Annotated in this window: 13 protein-coding genes; 4 read left to right on the top strand and 9 right to left on the bottom strand. The window is 64.0% G+C overall.

From position 1 onward, the window contains the following. The first annotated feature begins 8 nt into the window (after positions 1–8). The 3 genes from argJ to ACZ1JM_RS05685 are packed head-to-tail and all read left to right on the top strand — an operon-like array spanning position 9 to position 2667. Positions 9–1235 carry a bifunctional glutamate N-acetyltransferase/amino-acid acetyltransferase ArgJ gene (argJ, locus tag ACZ1JM_RS05695; protein WP_465133873.1) on the top strand — a complete coding sequence of 409 codons (1227 nt, stop codon included), beginning with the start codon at positions 9–11 and terminating at the stop codon, positions 1233–1235. A gap of 2 nt (positions 1236–1237) precedes the next feature. Beyond that, positions 1238–1861, top strand: a complete 624-nt coding sequence (locus tag ACZ1JM_RS05690) for a glutathione S-transferase family protein (RefSeq protein WP_465133872.1) — start codon at positions 1238–1240, stop codon at positions 1859–1861. Beyond that, entirely contained in the window at positions 1858–2667 is an 810-nt protein-coding gene (locus ACZ1JM_RS05685) for an inositol monophosphatase family protein (RefSeq protein WP_465133871.1), read from the top strand. Before ACZ1JM_RS05690 ends, ACZ1JM_RS05685 begins: the two co-directional genes overlap by 4 nt. Before the next feature lie 78 nt (positions 2668–2745). Here ACZ1JM_RS05685 and trxA read toward each other — a convergent pair whose 3' ends face one another. From trxA to ACZ1JM_RS05640, 9 genes are all read right to left on the bottom strand, one after another. Next, positions 2746–3066: a thioredoxin gene (gene trxA / locus ACZ1JM_RS05680; protein ID WP_465133870.1), complete on the bottom strand. Its 321-nt coding sequence runs from the start codon at positions 3064–3066 to the stop codon at positions 2746–2748. 75 nt (positions 3067–3141) lie between these two features. Then, entirely contained in the window at positions 3142–6639 is a 3498-nt protein-coding gene (addA, locus tag ACZ1JM_RS05675; protein WP_465133869.1) for a double-strand break repair helicase AddA, read from the bottom strand. Beyond that, a complete protein-coding gene (addB, locus tag ACZ1JM_RS05670) occupies positions 6636–9635 on the bottom strand; it encodes a double-strand break repair protein AddB (RefSeq protein WP_465133868.1) in 3000 nt (999 codons plus the stop codon). The genes addA and addB overlap by 4 nt, the downstream gene beginning before the upstream one ends. Next, positions 9628–10353 (bottom strand): nucleotidyltransferase family protein, encoded by a 726-nt coding sequence (locus ACZ1JM_RS05665; RefSeq protein WP_465133867.1) that lies wholly within the window; start codon positions 10351–10353, stop codon positions 9628–9630. Before ACZ1JM_RS05665 ends, addB begins: the two co-directional genes overlap by 8 nt. Continuing rightward, positions 10350–11363, bottom strand: coding sequence for an aminoglycoside phosphotransferase family protein (locus ACZ1JM_RS05660; protein ID WP_465133866.1), 1014 nt, complete (start codon positions 11361–11363; stop codon positions 10350–10352). The genes ACZ1JM_RS05665 and ACZ1JM_RS05660 overlap by 4 nt, the downstream gene beginning before the upstream one ends. Then, the gene (tsaE, locus tag ACZ1JM_RS05655; RefSeq protein ID WP_465133865.1) at positions 11360–11806 is read right to left on the bottom strand and encodes a tRNA (adenosine(37)-N6)-threonylcarbamoyltransferase complex ATPase subunit type 1 TsaE; all 447 of its coding nucleotides are present in this window, start codon (positions 11804–11806) and stop codon (positions 11360–11362) included. The genes ACZ1JM_RS05660 and tsaE overlap by 4 nt, the downstream gene beginning before the upstream one ends. Continuing rightward, positions 11803–14163: a sensor histidine kinase gene (locus ACZ1JM_RS05650; protein WP_465133864.1), complete on the bottom strand. Its 2361-nt coding sequence runs from the start codon at positions 14161–14163 to the stop codon at positions 11803–11805. Before ACZ1JM_RS05650 ends, tsaE begins: the two co-directional genes overlap by 4 nt. A gap of 156 nt (positions 14164–14319) precedes the next feature. After that, positions 14320–15741 carry an adenosylhomocysteinase gene (ahcY, locus tag ACZ1JM_RS05645; RefSeq protein WP_465133863.1) on the bottom strand — a complete coding sequence of 474 codons (1422 nt, stop codon included), beginning with the start codon at positions 15739–15741 and terminating at the stop codon, positions 14320–14322. Between the two features lie 151 nt (positions 15742–15892). Continuing rightward, complete coding sequence (locus tag ACZ1JM_RS05640) at positions 15893–16369, bottom strand: S-adenosyl-L-homocysteine hydrolase (RefSeq protein WP_465133862.1); 477 nt, start codon at positions 16367–16369, stop codon at positions 15893–15895. 367 nt (positions 16370–16736) lie between these two features. Here ACZ1JM_RS05640 and ACZ1JM_RS05635 point away from each other — a divergent pair, with 367 nt between their 5' ends. Further along, positions 16737–17216, top strand: coding sequence for a redoxin family protein (locus tag ACZ1JM_RS05635; RefSeq protein WP_465133861.1), 480 nt, complete (start codon positions 16737–16739; stop codon positions 17214–17216). Positions 17217–17243: the final 27 nt, after the last annotated feature.

Below are 17243 nucleotides of genomic sequence, written 5' to 3'. Positions count from 1 at the left end.
ATCCGGCCATGGCCTACCCCGTTTCCCCCCTCGCCTCGCCCTTTCCCTCCCTGTCGCCGATCGCGGGGGTCACGCCCCATGTCGTGCGCGCGGGATACAAGGATTGGGGTCGGTGCGATCTTACCTATGTGACGCTAGACGAAGGCACCGCCGTGGCGGGCGTCTTCACCCGCAACATCTGTTGTTCCAGCGAAGTGGAGCTTGGGCGAGAGAATGCGGCGCTTGGGCGCGCGCGGGCGCTGGTGGTCAATGCCGGCAATTCCAATGCGTTCACCGGCTACCGCGGGCGAGAGGCGGTCGAACAGATTATGGATCAAGTGGCGGACCACCTGGGCTGTGATCGGCGGGAGGTCTTCGTGTCGTCCACCGGCGTGATCGGCGTGCCGCTTCCCAAGGACAAGGCGCGTGAAGGCGTCGCCAGGGCGCTCGACGCCGCACCCTGCTCATGGGAGGACGCGGCACAGACCATCGCGACGACAGACACGTTCCCCAAAGGCGCGACGGCTACCGCGATGATCGGCGACGTCAAAGTCACCATCAGCGCGATCATCAAGGGATCGGGCATGATCGCGCCCGACATGGCGACGATGCTGGGCTACCTGTTCACGGACGCCGCCGTGGAACCAGCGTTCCTGCAGGCGTGCCTGTCCGCCGCGAACGAGCGCACGTTTTCATGCATCACGGTCGATTCCGACACGTCGACCAGCGATACCGTGCTCGCCTTCGCAACCGGCAAGGCAGGCAATACGCCATTGGCGTCCTTCGACAGCGCCGGCGCCCATGCCTTTGCCGCAGCGGTGCACGATGTCTGTCGCCAGTTGGCGCATCTCGTGGTGCGCGACGGCGAAGGCGCGCAGAAATTCATCGCGGTCAGCGTGAGCGGCGCCGTGTCGGACGAAAGCGCGCGCAAGGTCGGCATGGCCGTCGCCAACTCCCCCCTCGTCAAGACGGCGATCGCGGGTGAGGATGCCAATTGGGGCCGCGTGGTCATGGCCGTAGGCAAAGCGGGCGAGCCTGCCGATCGCGACAAGCTCTCCATCGGCTTTGGTGGCACGTGGGCCGCGCGAGAGGGATTGCCGCTCCCCGAGTATGACGAAGCGCCCGTCGCGGCGCATCTCAAAGGTCAGGAGGTCACCATCGAGGTCGATCTTGGCCTCGGCGATGGCAGCGCGACGGTGTGGACCTGCGACCTCACGCATGGCTACATCTCGATCAACGCCGATTACCGGAGCTGACGATGGCCGCACCGTCCTTCACGATCTGGGGTCGCCTCAACTCTCATAACGTCAAGAAAGTCGCCTGGTTCGCGGAAGAATTGGGCCTTGCGTATGTGCGGCACGATATCGGCGGGAAGTTCGGCTACACCGACGAATACCTTGCAAAGAATCCCAATCGCCTGATCCCGACGATCGAAGACGGGAAGATCACGCTATGGGAATCGAACGCGATCCTGCGCTACATGGCGGCGGAGTACGGCGGCGAACGCTGGTTCGCGCGCGATCCGATCGACCGGGCGCTGGCCGATCGCTGGATGGACTGGCAATTCACCTATGCCGACGCGCAGCGCGTCCCCTTCCTCAGCCATGCGCGGACGCCGCAGGCTGAGTGGGACCATGCTGCCATCGCCCGTGATGTCGGCCGCTGCGCGCAGTACCTCGCCGTCATGGACCAGTACCTTTCCCAGACGCCGTGGCTTTCGGGCAGCCAGTTCGGCATCGGCGACATTCCGATGGGGGTCTATGCCTACACCTGGTTCAGCCTGCCCTTCGAAAAGCCCGAGTTCGCCGCCGTAAGCGACTGGTATGCCCGACTGAAAGAGCGGCCGGGCTTCGCTGCCCAAGTGATGATCCCGCTGACGTGATCGGCCCCGCACTCACCGCATCCGTGGAAGCGATCATGCGCGATGCCAGCGATCGCGCGATCCTGCCGCATTATCAGACGCTGGCCGCTGACCAGATCGACACCAAGGCGGTGAACGATGTCGTCACCGTGGCCGACCGTGACGCCGAAGCACTGTTGACCGACAGGCTAGCCGCCCTGATGCCGGAGGCTGCGGTGGTCGGTGAAGAAGCCGTGTACGCCGATGGCAGCGTCATGGAACGCTTGCGGGAACGGCTTTGCTGGATCGTCGATCCGCTGGACGGCACCAACAATTTCGCGGCGGGCAAGCCGCCGTTTGGGGTGCTGGTCGCGCTGGCCGATCGGGGCGAAATCCTCGGCGGCTGGATTCTGGACTGTCTCACGGGGCGGTTCTGCAGCGCGACGTGCGGCGGCGGCGCTTGGATCGACGGCACGCGCGTCAGTGCTCAAACCACCGGCGAAGCGCCGCCTGTCGCTGCCATCTCCACCATTTTTCTCGATGCGCAGGCGCGGGAAAAGGTCCGGACTCACATCGACCCGCACTATCGTCTGGTCGATATTCCGCGGTGCGCGGCCGAGCAGTACCCGCGTCTGGTGCTGGGCGTAAACGACATCTCGGTCTTCAATCGGACGCTGCCGTGGGATCACGCCGCCGGGGTGCTGTTCCTGAACGAAGCGGGCGGGAAAGCCGCGCGCCCGGACGGCAGCCCTTACCGCGTGGATGAATACGAGCGACGCGACCTGATCGGCGCATCCAGTCCCGCGCTCTGGGATCAGTTTGCGGGCATCGTCGCCCGTCTGGGCTGACCCCATCCCACCACGAAAAAGCCCCCGCCGCTTCAAGCGACAGGGGCCGTTTCAGTCAAAAGAGAAGTTACCCGGCGATCAAAGTTCGCCTTCGAGCCAGCCCTTGAGCGCGTTCTTCGGCGCCGCGCCAAGCTTTTGCGCCACCTGCTTGCCGTCCTTGAACAGGACCAGCAGCGGGATGGACTTCACGCCGATCTCGGCGGGAATGCCGGTGTTGGCCATGATGTCCATCTTGGCGATCGTCACCTTGTCGGCCAGTTCCTCACCGATCTCTTCGAGAGCGGGCGCGATCATCTTGCACGGACCGCACCAGTCGGCCCAGAAATCCACAAGAACGGGCTTGTCGGACTTGAGGACGTCGTCCTCGAAGCTGGCATCGGTGACGGCAATGGTGGACATCGAAAGAAACTCCTTGAAAGGTTGGACGCAATCTAGGGACGAAACCCGCAGACGCAACGCCGTGGCTGGAAAGCTTTACTCGCGCGGCGGCAAGTCCGGCTTGTGCAGCGCGAGCACGTCGGCAGGAACGTCGATCAGACGCGGGACAGCTGTATAGAGCAGCGCCACGTCAACCGCCCTGCCCGGAAACGTCGCTTCCAGCGCGGCAGCATACGCGCCCATTTGCCGCAGGACGCCAACCGGCACATCCTCCAGCGTTTGCGGTGGGCGCCGCGCGCTTTTGTAGTCAACGAGCCTGATCCGGTTCGGCTGCACTACCAGACGATCGATCGTGCCCGCCACAACCTGCCCGCCAACGACAGCCGCCACCGGCACTTCGGCAAGACTGTCGGCTGAGAACAGATCGGCCCATTCGGGGTTGGAAAGGACGGCAAGCGCGCTGGCAAGCAGGTGCTGACGCTCGGCCATCTCCATATCCGCTGCATGGCGATCCAGCCAGGCTGCTCCGGCATTTTCACGCTGGCCTATGGAAACGTCAGGCAGACGCTCCAGCAATTTGTGGATCAGAGTACCGCGCCGCGCGGCATCGCGCCCTGCCCCCTGAGGAAACGGCGGATCCGGCGCCTCGTCTTCCCCGAGCCGCGATGGCGCCAGCGGACGCGGCGGACGCGGTTCGGCTGGAGGCACGCGTTCCAGCCATGCCGGCAAGGGATCGCGAAACGGCAACTGCGGCGATGCGGCGGCGACAGGCACCGATGCTGCCAAGGCGCCGTGCTCGCACTTCGCCCCCCAGATCGGGTCGGCAACTTCCGCTTCCGGCGGAAAGACTTCGCGCAAGCGAGCATACCAGCTTTTCGGGCTTGGCCCCTGCCGATCGCGACTGCCCAGCGCACCGCCGACGAACAGCGCTTCTTCCGCGCGGGTCATCGCCACGTAGAGCAGGCGCCAATGCTCCTGCTCGTCCGCCGCCCGCGCTTCCTCGATCCGATCGGCGATGCGGCCCTGCTTTTCGTCCTTCGACAGCGGCGGCAGGGGAATGACCCGCGCGTCGTTTCGCGGATCGGGCAGGTCCAGCCCGCGTTCGCGCGCATTGTCCGGGTTGCTGGTGGCATCGGCAAGGATGACGATCGGGGCCTGCAGACCTTTCGATCCGTGGACGGTCATTACCCGTACCAGCCCGGCGGCGTTGTCCGCCTCTCGCTTCAGCTCACCGTCACCCGAATCGAACCAGGCGAGGAACCCTGCAAGGCTGGGCGTGTCCGTCACCACATAGGCCTTGGCGGCGTTGACCAGTTCATCGATCGGATCGTTCGCCTCGGTCCCCAGCCGCGCGACGAGGCGGCGGCGGCCCTGCCATGGGCCGACCAGCAGCCATTGCAGCAAATCCTGCGGCGGATCGTAATCAGCCTTGGCCAGCAGACTGCCCAGTTGCTCCATCACCAAAGCTACATCCGCTTCGCGCGATCGGCGCAGATGATCCCACAACGGCGTGTGGCGCGGGCGGTAGGCATGCTGCAGCAGTTGCTCCTGCGTCCATCCCAACAGCGGGGACACGAGGAGCGACGCGAGGTTCAGGTCATCGAGCGGTTGCACCGCGAACCGCAGTGCCGCGACCAGATCCTTGACCGCCAGCGGTGCGCCCAGCCGCAGACGATCGACGCCCGCGACCGGCACTCCGGCAGCATGGAGCCGGGCGACGATCAGCCCGGCAAGCTCTTTGCGCTGACGGACCAGCACCATGATGTCGCCTGCTCCGGCGCGTCGCTTCCCGCCTTTGACCAGCGTCAGGCCGGGGCCCTGCAGGTCCAGCCATTCGCGAACCTGCAAAGCAATGCGCTCCGCCATCTGGCGATCCGGGCGGGACAGCCAGTTGGGCGCGGTGCCCTCTTCCGCGTCTTCGGCGATATCCTCGTCGTCGATGTCCCCGCCCTCGCTGACGGGTTGCCAAAGGGCAACGTAGCCGGGGCGGTCCTGCCCTTCGTGCCGTTCAGGCGGAGCGTCGAGGCCGAAATTGATGTGGCCGACACCCGAAATCGCCTTGTCCACGAAATCAAGGACTGTCTGGGCCGTGCGAAAGGAGCGGTCCAGCCCCAGTTCCAGAAGGTTGCGAGGAGCCAGATTGCTGCGCAGCATTTCCGCGTTCTGCGCTGCCTCACCCATCTCCCGCCGCACGCGTTCAGCGGCGCGACGGAAGTTTTCGGGGCTCGTCCCCTGAAAGCGGAAGATCGCCTGCTTGTAATCGCCGACGACGAACAGCGTGCGCATCAGATCGGCGTGCTGGCCCAGCCCGGCCCAGAACTCACCCGCCATCGCGAAGATGATGTCCCACTGCGCGGCGTTGGTGTCCTGCGCCTCGTCCACCAGGATGTGATCGAAGCGCCGGTCCAGCTTATAACGGATCCAGTCCGCCTGCGCCCGATTGCTCAGGAGATCGGCGGCACGGCGGATCTGGTCATCGAAATCGATCAGCCCCTCGCGCTGCTTTGCCTCGTCCCACGCCAGCGCAAACGCCCGGCCCAGCCGCAGCGCCGGCACCAGCCGATCGGCAAGCGACAACAGCGCGCGCATCGACCGGATCGTGGTGATGCAGGCCACTAACCGCGCCGCATAGTCCGCATAGGCCGGGTCGATCTTGTCCTGAGACTTGCTCGCCTTGGGTTCGTTCTTCTGGGTCAGGAACTCGCGCGCCAGTTTGTCGATCTCGGCAAGGCGCTGGGCCTCGTCACCGAGCAGCCATTCGCTGATGACATCGACGCTCGCCAGCCCGGTCTTCGTGCCCCATTGATGGTTCACGTCCATGCAGCGGCGTAGCGAAACCACATCGAACGCGGCATCACCGCACTGCTGTGCCAGCCAATCCCAATCGACGTCAGCGCCCAGCCCGATCAGGCGCAACACATTCGCGCGCATGTCGCCGGACTGCCAGCTTCCCGGGCCGAACCACGCGCCGCGCGCCGAGGCGCAGCGCAGCAGAAACTCCATCACCGCGTCCGGGCCATGACGCAGCGACAGCTGCTCCACCGCCAGCAGCAGCGACGGATCGCCCAGAGGATCGCCTTCCGCCCCGACCAGCAGATCGCCCAGCACCTGACGCGCCAGAAGCTCGCGTTCACGTTCTTCCATGGGGCGGCTGCCGGGGATCAGGTCCGCTTCCTGCGGGAACGTGGCGAGCAGCCACTGCGAGAAGGCGTGGATCGTATCGATCCGCAGGCCCCCGCCCGGACTATCCAGCACGGAAGCGAACAGGGTGCGCGCACGGGCCTTGGTCTCGTCGCTTGCCTGCGCACCGATCGCCGCCAGCCGCATCCCCAGCGCGGCATCTTCAAGGCGCACCCATTCCGCGAGCGTACCATTGATGCGGGCGGCCATTTCGGTGGCCCCCGCCTTGGTGAAGGTAAGGCACAGCACTTGCGACGGCTCAACCCCCGGCTGCAGAAGCAGACGCAACACGCGCGACGACAGAACCTGCGTCTTTCCCGTACCAGCCGAGGCGGAAAGCCAGACCGTTTCCTGCGGATCGACGGCCAGCATCTGGTTGCCGTGCAGCGGATGGACGCTTGCCGGGCCGCTCATGCCGCGCCCTCCTCGTCACGCGATGAACCGCCCAGAGAGGTGATCCATTCGTCCAGCCGCATCAGCTGGTCATAGTCGGCGTAGCTGCCCAATTCGGGGTTGAGCCGTGCCGTGAACGGCTCGGTGCCCAGTATCCAGCGGTCCAGCGCGTCGTCCAGAAAGCGGCGTGTTTCGGGCAGGAAATCCTCACGCGGGATGCCGGATTTCTTGCGGCCCTCCAGAACGGGTTCGAAATCGTAGCCCATCGTGCCGTCCTTGGACTTCGCCATGGACCAGTATTCGAACGCGCTGGCCTTTCCGTCGATGCCTTCGAAGCCACCGGCCTCCGCGATCAGCGCGACGACACCCAACTGCAGCGCAAAGCCCTCCTGCACACGCCGCCCGGTCGGCGGCTGGCCGGTCTTGTAATCGACCACGGCGATGTCGCCGTCTTCCTTGCGATCGATCCGGTCGGCCCGCCCATGAATGCGAATGCCGCGATGCTGCATGTCTCCCCACTTCTCCACCGCGAGAACCTGCCGGCCCTTCGCCTTGGCATCGAGAATCCTGCTTTCGAATGTCTCCAAAGCGGCCGAAAGGCGCGGCCACCAAAGCGCCCGCATCAGGGGGTGCGCGTTCTGCTCGGTGAGCACGTCCTGCGCTATCGCGTGTAGACCCGCCGCCGGTTCCCCCGCCTCGTGCCAGCGCTGCATGATAAGGTGAGCAACCTCGCCCTTCCAGGCCGCGCTCGGCTCGGCATCCAGCCCGTCGATGGTGCGAAGGCCCAGGATCGAGCTGGCGTAGAACTGGTACGGATCGCCGCGCAGACGGTCCAACCCGGTGACGGAAAGGTCAACGCGCCGCTGCTCGTCGCTCGGCGTGGGTTGCGGACGGCGATGGGCGGGTACAGATGCTGCGTCGTCCAGGGCGCGAGCGAGACGGATGGCTTCCACCTCGCGATGACGGTCCAGCTGGTCGCCCAGCATGGCCCGGACGCGAAGCACGAAGCGCGACGGGATCACCGGCCCGCCTTCGTCGCGCTGCGCCCAACTCAGCACGACTTCCGGCGCGCCGAGAGCGGCGGCAAGGTCATGCGCGGCAAGACCGATGCGGAAATCGGCGCCAGGCACTCCCAACGCTCGCAAAACGGCAGGTGGCAGCAACGCATCCTGCGATGGACTGGCGGGCCATACGCCCTCCACCAATCCCCCGCACACGAGCAGATCGGCACGGCCCATCCGTGCTTCCAGCAGGCCGTAGATCGACACGCGAGGATGCCCGCCCCATGGCGGACGCACCGAGACCCGGTCCATCGCGTCACGCAGCATCGCGGGCAGTTCGCGCGGGTCCAGCAACGTGCCTGCCGAACCGGCGGCGGCGCGCAATTCCTCGATGAACGCGCTGAGGCCGCGCCCGTCTGCGCCCGTCCAGATGGCTTCTCCGCACAAGGCTTCCGCTGCTTCGATCAACAGGCCGAGCAGCGATTCCAGCGGCTCGCTTTCCGAAAGAGCAAACAACGGCGACAGGATCGTGGCGATGGGCGCCCACCATTCCCCCAGCTTTTCATCCTGAGCGCGAGCCGTCAGCGTTTCCAAACCTATTCCCGGTCGTGGACCACGCAAGGCAAGGTCGAACTTGCGGGCGTTCTCCAGCCACGCGGGCCGCCCTGCTCCTGCTCCGGCCAGCGGATGGACGAGCAGCGCGATCAGCGGAACCGGCGCGCCCTGCTCGGCAACGACTTCGGCGAGCAGCAGCAGCAATCTGCCCGCCGCCGTCTGCGGCAGGGGACGCCCGGCGGTATCGTCGGCATCGATGCCCCAGCGTTGCAGATGGCCGACCACTCGGGCCGCAAGTCCACGGTCGGGCGAAATCAGGGCGACCCGGCGCTCCGGCACTTCCAGCGCTTCCCGGATCAGAATGGCGATGGCCTGCGCTTCTTCGCCGGGGTGTGTGCTTTCCATCAGGCGAACCCCGGCCAGGCGGCGTCGTTCCGGTGGCAGATCGACCCAGGCCGCCGACGCGCGCGGCGGCAGGAAAAGGTTGGAGATCGCCCGGCTTCGTTCGGGCGGCGCGGCCGACAGTCCCGATCGGTGCCATGGCCGCACTTCGTCGCGCGCCACGCCCATCCGGTTGAGCAGCAGCTTCAGGTGGTACTGCGGGTGCGTCACTGCATCGGACCGGCTGAACGGCGGATCGTCGTGCTGCGCCGGGGCCCCCGCCGTGCCGAGTTCGTCCCACACTTGTGCGTCCAGTGACAGGTCAAGATCGGGCAGCACGACGCTGCCGCTGTCCAGTTCGCTGACCACGCGAAGCAACCGAGCCAGCGCTGGCGATGCGCCGGTGACACCGGCAGCGACCACGGGGTATGGCGGCGGGGTGCCTTTCCACCGCTGCGCCGCATGGTCGAACAGACGGTTGCGGCGATCCGGCGCGTCGATCTCCTGTCGCGACGCCAGTTCCGCGATCCAGTGCTGCTGCACCATCAGGAACGTGCGCGTATTGTCCGTCCAATGTCCGGCCATCTCGCCGACGATGCCGATGACCCGGTCGGAAAGCAGATCGATCGGCGCGATGCCCTCCGCCATCAGGCGATCCATCGTGCGCCCGATTTCCCAGGCCCGCCGCAACAGGGCAGCGCCTTTGCCTGCAGCGTCGCCTTCCACCTCGCGCAGATAGTGCGCCAGTCGCAGCCACCGCCGCGTCGGGTCGGCGGCAGGGGCAATGTCGGCAGCGCCCAGCGGATCGAGCAAGGGGCCTAGCGTTTCGTCGAGATCGAGGTCACCCACCACCGCCATGCGCGGCAGCAGCATCCCGGTCCCGGAATGGCGAACGAACGCTTCGGTCACGGTCCGCACCGTGCGGCGGCTGGGCAGCAGCAACGTCAGCCGTGCAAGTCCAAGCTCCCCTTGCGAATAGCGGGGGACCAGCCCAGCAACCAATGCATCAGCAAATCCACGATGCGCCGCGATCGAATAGACGCGCGGGCCGGAACGATCAGCCCCTGCCTTTTCAGGCACGCATCATCCACTCTTCGGTCGGCTTGATCGCCGAAGGTTCGCCGACTTCGAACCAGAGGCCCATGTGCGACATGCCATAAAGCCGCCCTTCCTCGATCGCGCGATTCCACAGGACGTTGGTTGAAAACGGACCCTCCGGTGCCGCGCGAAGCAGGCGGTGGGACACCAGTTGGATGCCCGTGTAAATGAACGGCGCCACCCGGCCCGGACGCCGCCGCGAAACCTTGCCATCCGCATCGAGATGAAAATCGCCCTCACCGCGATAATTTAGCGCCCGCGTATGGGGGACCACCATCACCAACGCATCCATGCGCGAGGGGTCCCAGCCCTGAGACAGTTCGGCGAACACATCGTTCGGACCATCGATCCAGATGTTGTCACTGTTGAGACAAAAGAACGGATCGGGCAGCATCGCAGCCGCGCGCACCATGCCGCCGCCCGTTTCCAGCAAAATGTCGCGTTCGTCGGACATTTCGATTGTCGGGGTGGTCCTACGTAGTTTTAGGTGCCCCTCCAAAGCGTCCGCCATGTAGTGCGCGTTGACCACCGCATTCGCCACGCCCGCGCTGCCGAGTTTGTCCAAGGCATGATCGATCAGTGCCTTTCCGGCCACGCGAACCAGCGGTTTTGGCTGGCTCGCCGTCAACGGACGCATGCGCTTGCCCAGCCCTGCGGCCAGGATCATCGCCGTATCGCTGGCGAGCGGCTTCATGGTCATCGCGCGAACGCCCCCCCGTCCGCATCGCGCAAGGCCGCGGGAATATTGGCATCGAACCACGCAGCGACGGGTGCCAGAGCCGGATGCGCAAGATCACGCTCCATCAGCGCCCACACCCGAGGGATAAGATCGAGATACCGCGGTTTCCCGTCGCGCCGCCACAAGCGCACGAAGATGCCAACGATCTTGATGTTTCGCTGCGCGCCCAGCCGCGCATAGTCCGCGAGGAATGTGTCTGCATCGACATCCGCCTTGCGCACGTAATGATCGAACATCGCCGCTTCCAGCTCAGGCGATACATCGCGCCGGGCATCCTGAAGCAAGGATACCAGATCATAGGCCGGGTGGCCGATCAGCGCGTCCTGAAAATCGAGCAGCCCCTGCTTCTCCAGGCTGCCCAGAAGCATGATATTCTCGGCATGGTAATCGCGCAGCACGGTCACCCCCGGACGCTGACGCCCGAGCAATCCGCCCAGAACCTTTTCCCAAGCCGCCACGAAACCCGGAACATCGACGTAAAGGTTTTGAGACGTGCAATACCAGTCGATGAAAAGCCGGACCTCGCGCTGGTACTCGCTCAGCGAGTAATGCAGGAACGGTCCCGGCGGCAGGCGATGCAGCTTGGCCAGCGCATCGATAGCGGCGGTGTAGACCGTGGTCTGATCATCAGGCCATTGATCGAGATAGTCGCGCATCCGCACATCGCCGAAGTCTTCCAGCAGCACCAGACCACGGCTGGCGTTTTCGGCCAGAATATGCGGCGCGCGCATGCCGTTATCATCCAGCCAATGGGCGGCGCGCAGGAATGGTTCGGGATCTTCCTGCGGTGGCGGGGCATCCATCAGCATGGCGGTTTCGCCACTTGCCTTGCGAATACGGAAGTACCGGCGAAACGAGGCATCCCCCGGCAGCGGTTCCACTTGCGTCCCGCCCCACCCGGCGGCGGCTAGGAAAGCATCAAGGTTTTCGGGCTGCGGCCGGATTTCGGCTGTGTTCGGTGTCAACGTCATGTCGGCATCCGCCCTAGCCAATCAGCACCGCCTTCGACAATGGCGATCCTGCCGGTGGCAGCCATTTCCAACGTGATAGAAAGGCAGCCCGGCTCATGCGCAAACCCACCGGCGTGATCTGGCCATTCGGCGATCAGCGCGCTGCCATCCCGGTAATCATCAAGGCCGATTTCCTGCGCTTCGTCCGGATGCTTCAGTCGGTAGAAGTCCGCATGGACCAAAGGCAGCCGCACCGAAGGAGGATCGTACGGCTCAATAATCGCAAAACTGGGCGATGGAACTTCGCCTGCGTGACCAAGACCGGCAATGATTGATCGAGCCAGCGTCGTCTTGCCTGCGCCAAGCCCGCCGGTCAGCGCGACGACATCACCGGCCCTCAACACGCCCGCTATTGAGCGGCCAAGCCGATCCATGGCGGCAAGGTCCGGCAGGTCGATCGTCATGGCAATTCTATGGTGGCGCTGGTGCCCTTACCGGGTTCGGATGCGAGGCGCAGTGAACCGCCATGTGCCTCGACCAGCTGGCGCGCGAGCGGAAGGCCCAGACCCTGCAACCGGTCCACCGTCTTGCCATCAGCGCTAACTTTCATGCCGTCGAGCGCACGGGCCAAGCTCCGGCCATCAAGGCCCGGCCCGTCGTCTTGCACAAGAATGTGTAAGGCATCGCCATTCCCCGAAGAGGCGCGGCGGCGCGCTAATTGCACGAGGATGCGGCTACCACGGGGTGATGCGGCAATCGCGTTCTCCACGATGTGGCCGATCGCCCGCGCCAGGCGCCGACGATCCGCTACGATCGGACGCATCAGTCCGTTCGCCTGCAGATCAAGGGTGATGCCTGCCTTGTGCAATCGGCCCGACCGCTCCTCCACCACGCCGCGCACGAAAGGCATGGGATCGATCTCTTCCAGCTTTAGGGGCAAAAGCCCGGCTTCGCTCTGCGACAGATCGAGCAGGCTATCGATATGTTCACCAAGGTGGGCCGACGCTTCGATGATTGACCTCACGTAATCAGCGCCGGATTCGCTGAGTTCGCCACCCAGGCCCAACGAGAGCATTTCAGCGAAGCCGCCGATCGAGGTAAGCGGCGTGCGCAGTTCCTTGCTCATGTTCGCCAAGAACCGGGTTTTGATCGCGTCAGCTTCGATCAGTGCCACGTTGCTTTCGCGAAGGGCATCCTCGGCTTTCTGGGAATCGGTGATGTCGAGGACGGCCAGCAGCCCATTGCCATCCGGCAGGGGCACCCCGGCAAATTCAAGCATTCGCCCGTCGGCCAGAGCAATACGACCCCCGGTTTGTGCCCGATCCAGCGTCGCGGCACGCACGACGTTGCCCACTGTCTCCGCTTCAACCGGTCGCTTGAGCCGCGAGGCGATCTTTTTCAGCAAGCTCTCGATATGGGGGTGAGTGTCGAGAAACTCGTTTTCGAGGCCCCAGTCCGCCGCAAACCGGCGGTTCCAAATTTGCATCCGTCCGTCCGGCGCGAAGACGGCGATCGACTCGAAAAGACTGTCGAACGTGGCGGTTCGCGTGCGCAACAAGGTATCGCGCATGGCGGAAAGCCGCAGTTGCTCGGTCCGGTCCTCAACGATCAGCAGCAATCCACCGTCGGGCACCGGCTGCGCCACAATGCGCAAATGAGTGCCGTCGGCCAAAGTCCATGCCTCTTCCTGCGTGTCGCCCGCCGCGAACCACGCAGCGCGTTCACGACGCCAGGCCGGAAAGTCTCGCACTTCCGGGACGCGCTTCGCGTCTCGAGCCGAATCCAGCAGCCGTTCGAACGCAGGCGGATCGATAAGAATGCGGCCGTCCAGTTTGAAGAGACGCTGGAATGGCTGATTGGCAAATGCCAGCCGCTTTTTGGCGTCAAATTGCGCGACACCGGCAGACAACTGATCCAGCAAGGCCCGCTGCGCTTCACGGAAAGCGCGGAAGGAGCGCGACATTTCCTCCAGGTCTTCGATGTCGACGGCGTAACCGGCCACGCCATCCTCACCCAACGGCAGGTCACTGACCCGAAGCGCACGCCGCTGGCCGTCGATGGTCGTGGAGACGATGCGCTCGATCGGAATCCCCTTGTCCATGGCCTGACAGGCGACCTGGCCAGGAGTGAGGCCGTCCACCGCCTCGATCAGTTCGATACCTTTCGCGACCACAGCGTCAGCGCTCTGCGCCCCTACGGCGGCCACGTAGGCGTGGTTCACCAGTTGCAGTTCGCCGTCAGGGCGACGGAACCACATCGGCATGGGGGCGGCCTCGATCAGAGAAACCAACGCGTGGAAATCACCGCGGGCACGCGCCGCCTCGTCCCGCAAGCGGGTGAGTTCTGTCTCGCTGTCACTGAAGTCGAAAACCCAGACCAGTGCAGCGCCGCCCGGCGATACTTGCGGGTCCGCCAGATGACCGCGAAGGGCAAGGCTGCGGCTGGAGCCGTGCGGCGTCGCCACCATGCGGAACGGTGCGGCAGTCTTCTGGCAACGGCGGACCGCTTCGGTCAATTCCGCCAGCTTTTCAGCGGGTATGCCTTTGCCCGTGCCGTCGAGTTCCGAAAGATACTGCGGAACGCCATCAAGGCCAAGCCACTGCGCCAACCGCGGGCTGGCCTCTATGCGGCCGTCCGTGCGGACCAGCAGCGGAAGGGCGGGCGATTCCTCCACCATCTTGGCCAGTCGTCGGGCCGAGCGCAGTTGCTGTTCGGCCCGCTTCTGCCGGGCGCGCGCGACGAGAACGGCCCATGCCGCCGCCATTGTCCAGGTGCCGAGCAGCAGGCCGATCAGGAGAGGCAGGAAGCGGGATAATTCCATCGCGACAGGCTATGATGCGGAGCCGCCGCGCTGACAATGGGGGATGTCACGAAATCCGTTGTATATGTGCGTCGTGCTGCGTCTTCGCCCTGCCAAACGAGAAAAGGCCGCGCCCGATGGACGCGGCCCTCACCTATCAGGATCGAGCGAAGGAGATCAGTAGCGGTAGTGATCCGGCTTGAACGGACCTGCTTCCGGCACACCGATGTAGTCCGCCTGCTTCTTCGACAGCTTGGTGAGCTTCACACCCAGCTTTTCGAGATGCAGCGCCGCTACCTTTTCGTCGAGATGCTTGGGCAGAACGTATACTCGGTTTTCGTATTCGTCGTTTTTCGAGAACAACTCGATCTGCGCCAGCGTCTGGTTGGTGAAGCTGGCCGACATAACGAAGCTGGGGTGTCCGGTGGCGCAGCCGAGGTTGACCAGCCGACCCTTGGCCAGCACGATCAGCTGCTTGCCATCGGGAAACGTGACGAGGTCGGTACCGGGCTTGACCTCTTTCCAGTCATAGTTGTCGAGAGCGGCGATCTGGATCTCGCTGTCGAAGTGGCCGATGTTGCAGACGATGGCCTTATCCTTCATCTGCTCCATGTGCGCGCCGGTGATCACGGCTTCGTTACCGGTGGCGGTAACGAAGATGTCGCAACGCGTCACGGCGTCTTCCATGGTGACGACTTCGTAGCCCTCCATCGCGGCCTGCAGCGCGCAGATTGGATCGATCTCGGTCACCAGAACGCGCGCACCACCGTTGCGCAGCGAGGCCGCCGACCCCTTGCCGACGTCGCCGAAGCCCGCAACACAAGCGACTTTGCCCGCCAACATGACATCCGTCGCGCGGCGGATCGCATCGACCAGCGATTCACGGCAGCCGTAGAGGTTGTCAAACTTGGACTTTGTGACCGAGTCATTCACGTTGATTGCGGGAAACGGCAGCTTGCCGTCCTTGGCGAGGTGATAAAGGCGGTGAACGCCGGTGGTGGTTTCCTCTGACACACCTTTGATCGCGTTGACGGAACGCGAGAGATAGCCCGGCTTGGCCTTGAGGAAGGCATTGAGCGCGCGGACGAACTCGATTTCCTCGGCATTCGAAGGTTCGAAAAGCGGCTCGCCAGCTTCGACGCGCGCGCCCCACAGCGCGAACATGGTGGCGTCGCCGCCATCGTCGAGGATCAGGTTGGTAGTAAGGTCGGGATTTTCGTCGCTTGACCAGTCGAAGATGCGGCCGACGTAGTCCCAGTAGTCCGAGAGGCTCTCACCCTTGATGGCGTATACGGGAATGCCCTGCGCCGCGATCGCAGCCGCGGCATGGTCCTGCGTGGAAAAGATGTTGCAGGTGGCCCAGCGCACTTCCGCGCCGAGCGCGACCAGCGTCTCGATCAGCACGGCGGTCTGGATCGTCATGTGCAGCGATCCGGTGATGCGCGCACCCTTCAGCGGCTGCGATGCGCCAAATTCTTCGCGCAGAGCCATGAGGCCAGGCATTTCGGTTTCGGCGATGGCGATCTCGGTGCGGCCGTAATCGGCAAGCGAGAGGTCGGCGATGGCGTAGTCTTTGGCGATGATCGAGGCAGTGGCCACGGGCGCAAACTCCTGATGATTGGCGCGCCAACGCGGCCACGGGACAGTCCCGAGGCCGCGCCGGCAATGCCGCGTCCCTAGCGTTTGGAGCCTCTTCTGGCAAATATAAAGATATCTTTATATCCTCAGGCGGATCACCCCAATTGTAGGCCTAATGGTTCGCCAGTGCCAGCAATGGCCTTGGCTGGCGATCCAGCAACTGCCCCGCAGCCTCCACCAAAGTCTCTCGACCCTCAATAAGGGCTAGGCTCTGCGTCGCCTGACGAAGTTCGTGGCAAGACAGCCACGGATGCCCGCCACCATACTCGTTGGCCATCACCACGCTCATCCGGTCAAGCGCACGATCAGCCCCCGCCTCACCCGCTTCGGCGGCCAATTCCGCCCGCAGTTCTTTGTTTGCTTCGTTCAGTTCTTTCATATGACCACTGGTGAAGCGGCCGTAGTCGTCGATGAAGTTATCGTCGGTCGTCCGGCACCGCAGCCCAGTGACCATCAGCATGATGTCCATCCGGCGCAGTTTCTGCGCATCTCCCGGCGCCGCTTGCGCTGGCGCGGCCAAGCCGATGCAACAGACCGCTGATGCGCCCATCGCCAATAGGTACCGGCATCCTTGCAAAACAAAGTTCATGTAAAATCTCCCCGCAGTCTCACCCGCAGGACGACATGACATCGATTGCATTTACTCAGGACTGAAGGGGCATCCTGAATCAAACTTTAATGATTCAAATTGCATCGGATATGTCACATTTTGTTGCCATTCAGAGTTCAAAACAGCACGGAACTCGATGTGCGCAAGTCTTTCGAATTCCGGGACAAGCATTTTTAAAGTAAACTTTCCAACACGACTGTTGGCCGAGATCGTTTTTTTGCTCGGGCGAACGACCAATTCGCTCTTTATGGCGTTCCCAAAATTTCGCTGCTGGAACGCTGTTGCCCACGCGCGGACCTGGCTTATATCTGCTGCGCGCTATCCACCTTCTGGAAAGGACGAATGCATGACGATCGCCGTTGGAGATAAACTGCCTGACGTGAAGCTTATCAAGGTTGGCGAAAGCGGACCCGAGCCTGTTCAGTCGTCCGAGTATTTCGCGGGCAAGAAAGTCGCTCTGTTTGCCGTGCCCGGCGCGTTCACGCCGACGTGTTCGGCCAAGCACATGCCCGGTTTCGTCGAGAAAGCCGGCGAGCTAAAAGCCAAGGGGATCGACGAGATCGCCTGCACTTCGGTCAACGACGCCTTCGTAATGGGCGCATGGGGCAAGGCATCGGACGCCGCAGACATCACTTTGCTGGCAGACGGGAATGGCGATTTCGCCAAGTCGGTCGACCTGGTAATGGATGGTTCCGGGTTCGGCATGGGAAGCCGCAGCCAACGCTATTCGATGATCGTGAACGACGGTGTCGTGGAGCAGCTCAATGTGGAAGCGCCCGGCTCGTTCGAAGTTAGCTCGGCCGACTATCTGCTCGGAAAACTCTGACCACCTTGCTATAATTTTACAAGGCAG

The organism is Novosphingobium sp. BL-S-24 (assembly GCF_055521575.1).
The sequence above is the reverse complement of the archived record's forward strand: the minus strand, read 5'-3'. Positions and strand labels throughout refer to the sequence as shown.

Coding starts and splice junctions, on each gene's coding strand:
- argJ (WP_465133873.1), top strand. CDS start 9: ATGGCCTACCCCGTTTCCCCCCTCGCCTCGCCCTTTCCCTCCCTGTCG.
- ACZ1JM_RS05690 (WP_465133872.1), top strand. CDS start 1,238: ATGGCCGCACCGTCCTTCACGATCTGGGGTCGCCTCAACTCTCATAAC.
- trxA (WP_465133870.1), bottom strand. CDS start 3,066: ATGTCCACCATTGCCGTCACCGATGCCAGCTTCGAGGACGACGTCCTC.
- addA (WP_465133869.1), bottom strand. CDS start 6,639: ATGAGCGGCCCGGCAAGCGTCCATCCGCTGCACGGCAACCAGATGCTG.
- ACZ1JM_RS05665 (WP_465133867.1), bottom strand. CDS start 10,353: ATGACCATGAAGCCGCTCGCCAGCGATACGGCGATGATCCTGGCCGCA.
- ACZ1JM_RS05660 (WP_465133866.1), bottom strand. CDS start 11,363: ATGACGTTGACACCGAACACAGCCGAAATCCGGCCGCAGCCCGAAAAC.
- tsaE (WP_465133865.1), bottom strand. CDS start 11,806: ATGACGATCGACCTGCCGGACCTTGCCGCCATGGATCGGCTTGGCCGC.
- ACZ1JM_RS05650 (WP_465133864.1), bottom strand. CDS start 14,163: ATGGAATTATCCCGCTTCCTGCCTCTCCTGATCGGCCTGCTGCTCGGC.
- ACZ1JM_RS05640 (WP_465133862.1), bottom strand. CDS start 16,369: ATGAACTTTGTTTTGCAAGGATGCCGGTACCTATTGGCGATGGGCGCA.
- ACZ1JM_RS05635 (WP_465133861.1), top strand. CDS start 16,737: ATGACGATCGCCGTTGGAGATAAACTGCCTGACGTGAAGCTTATCAAG.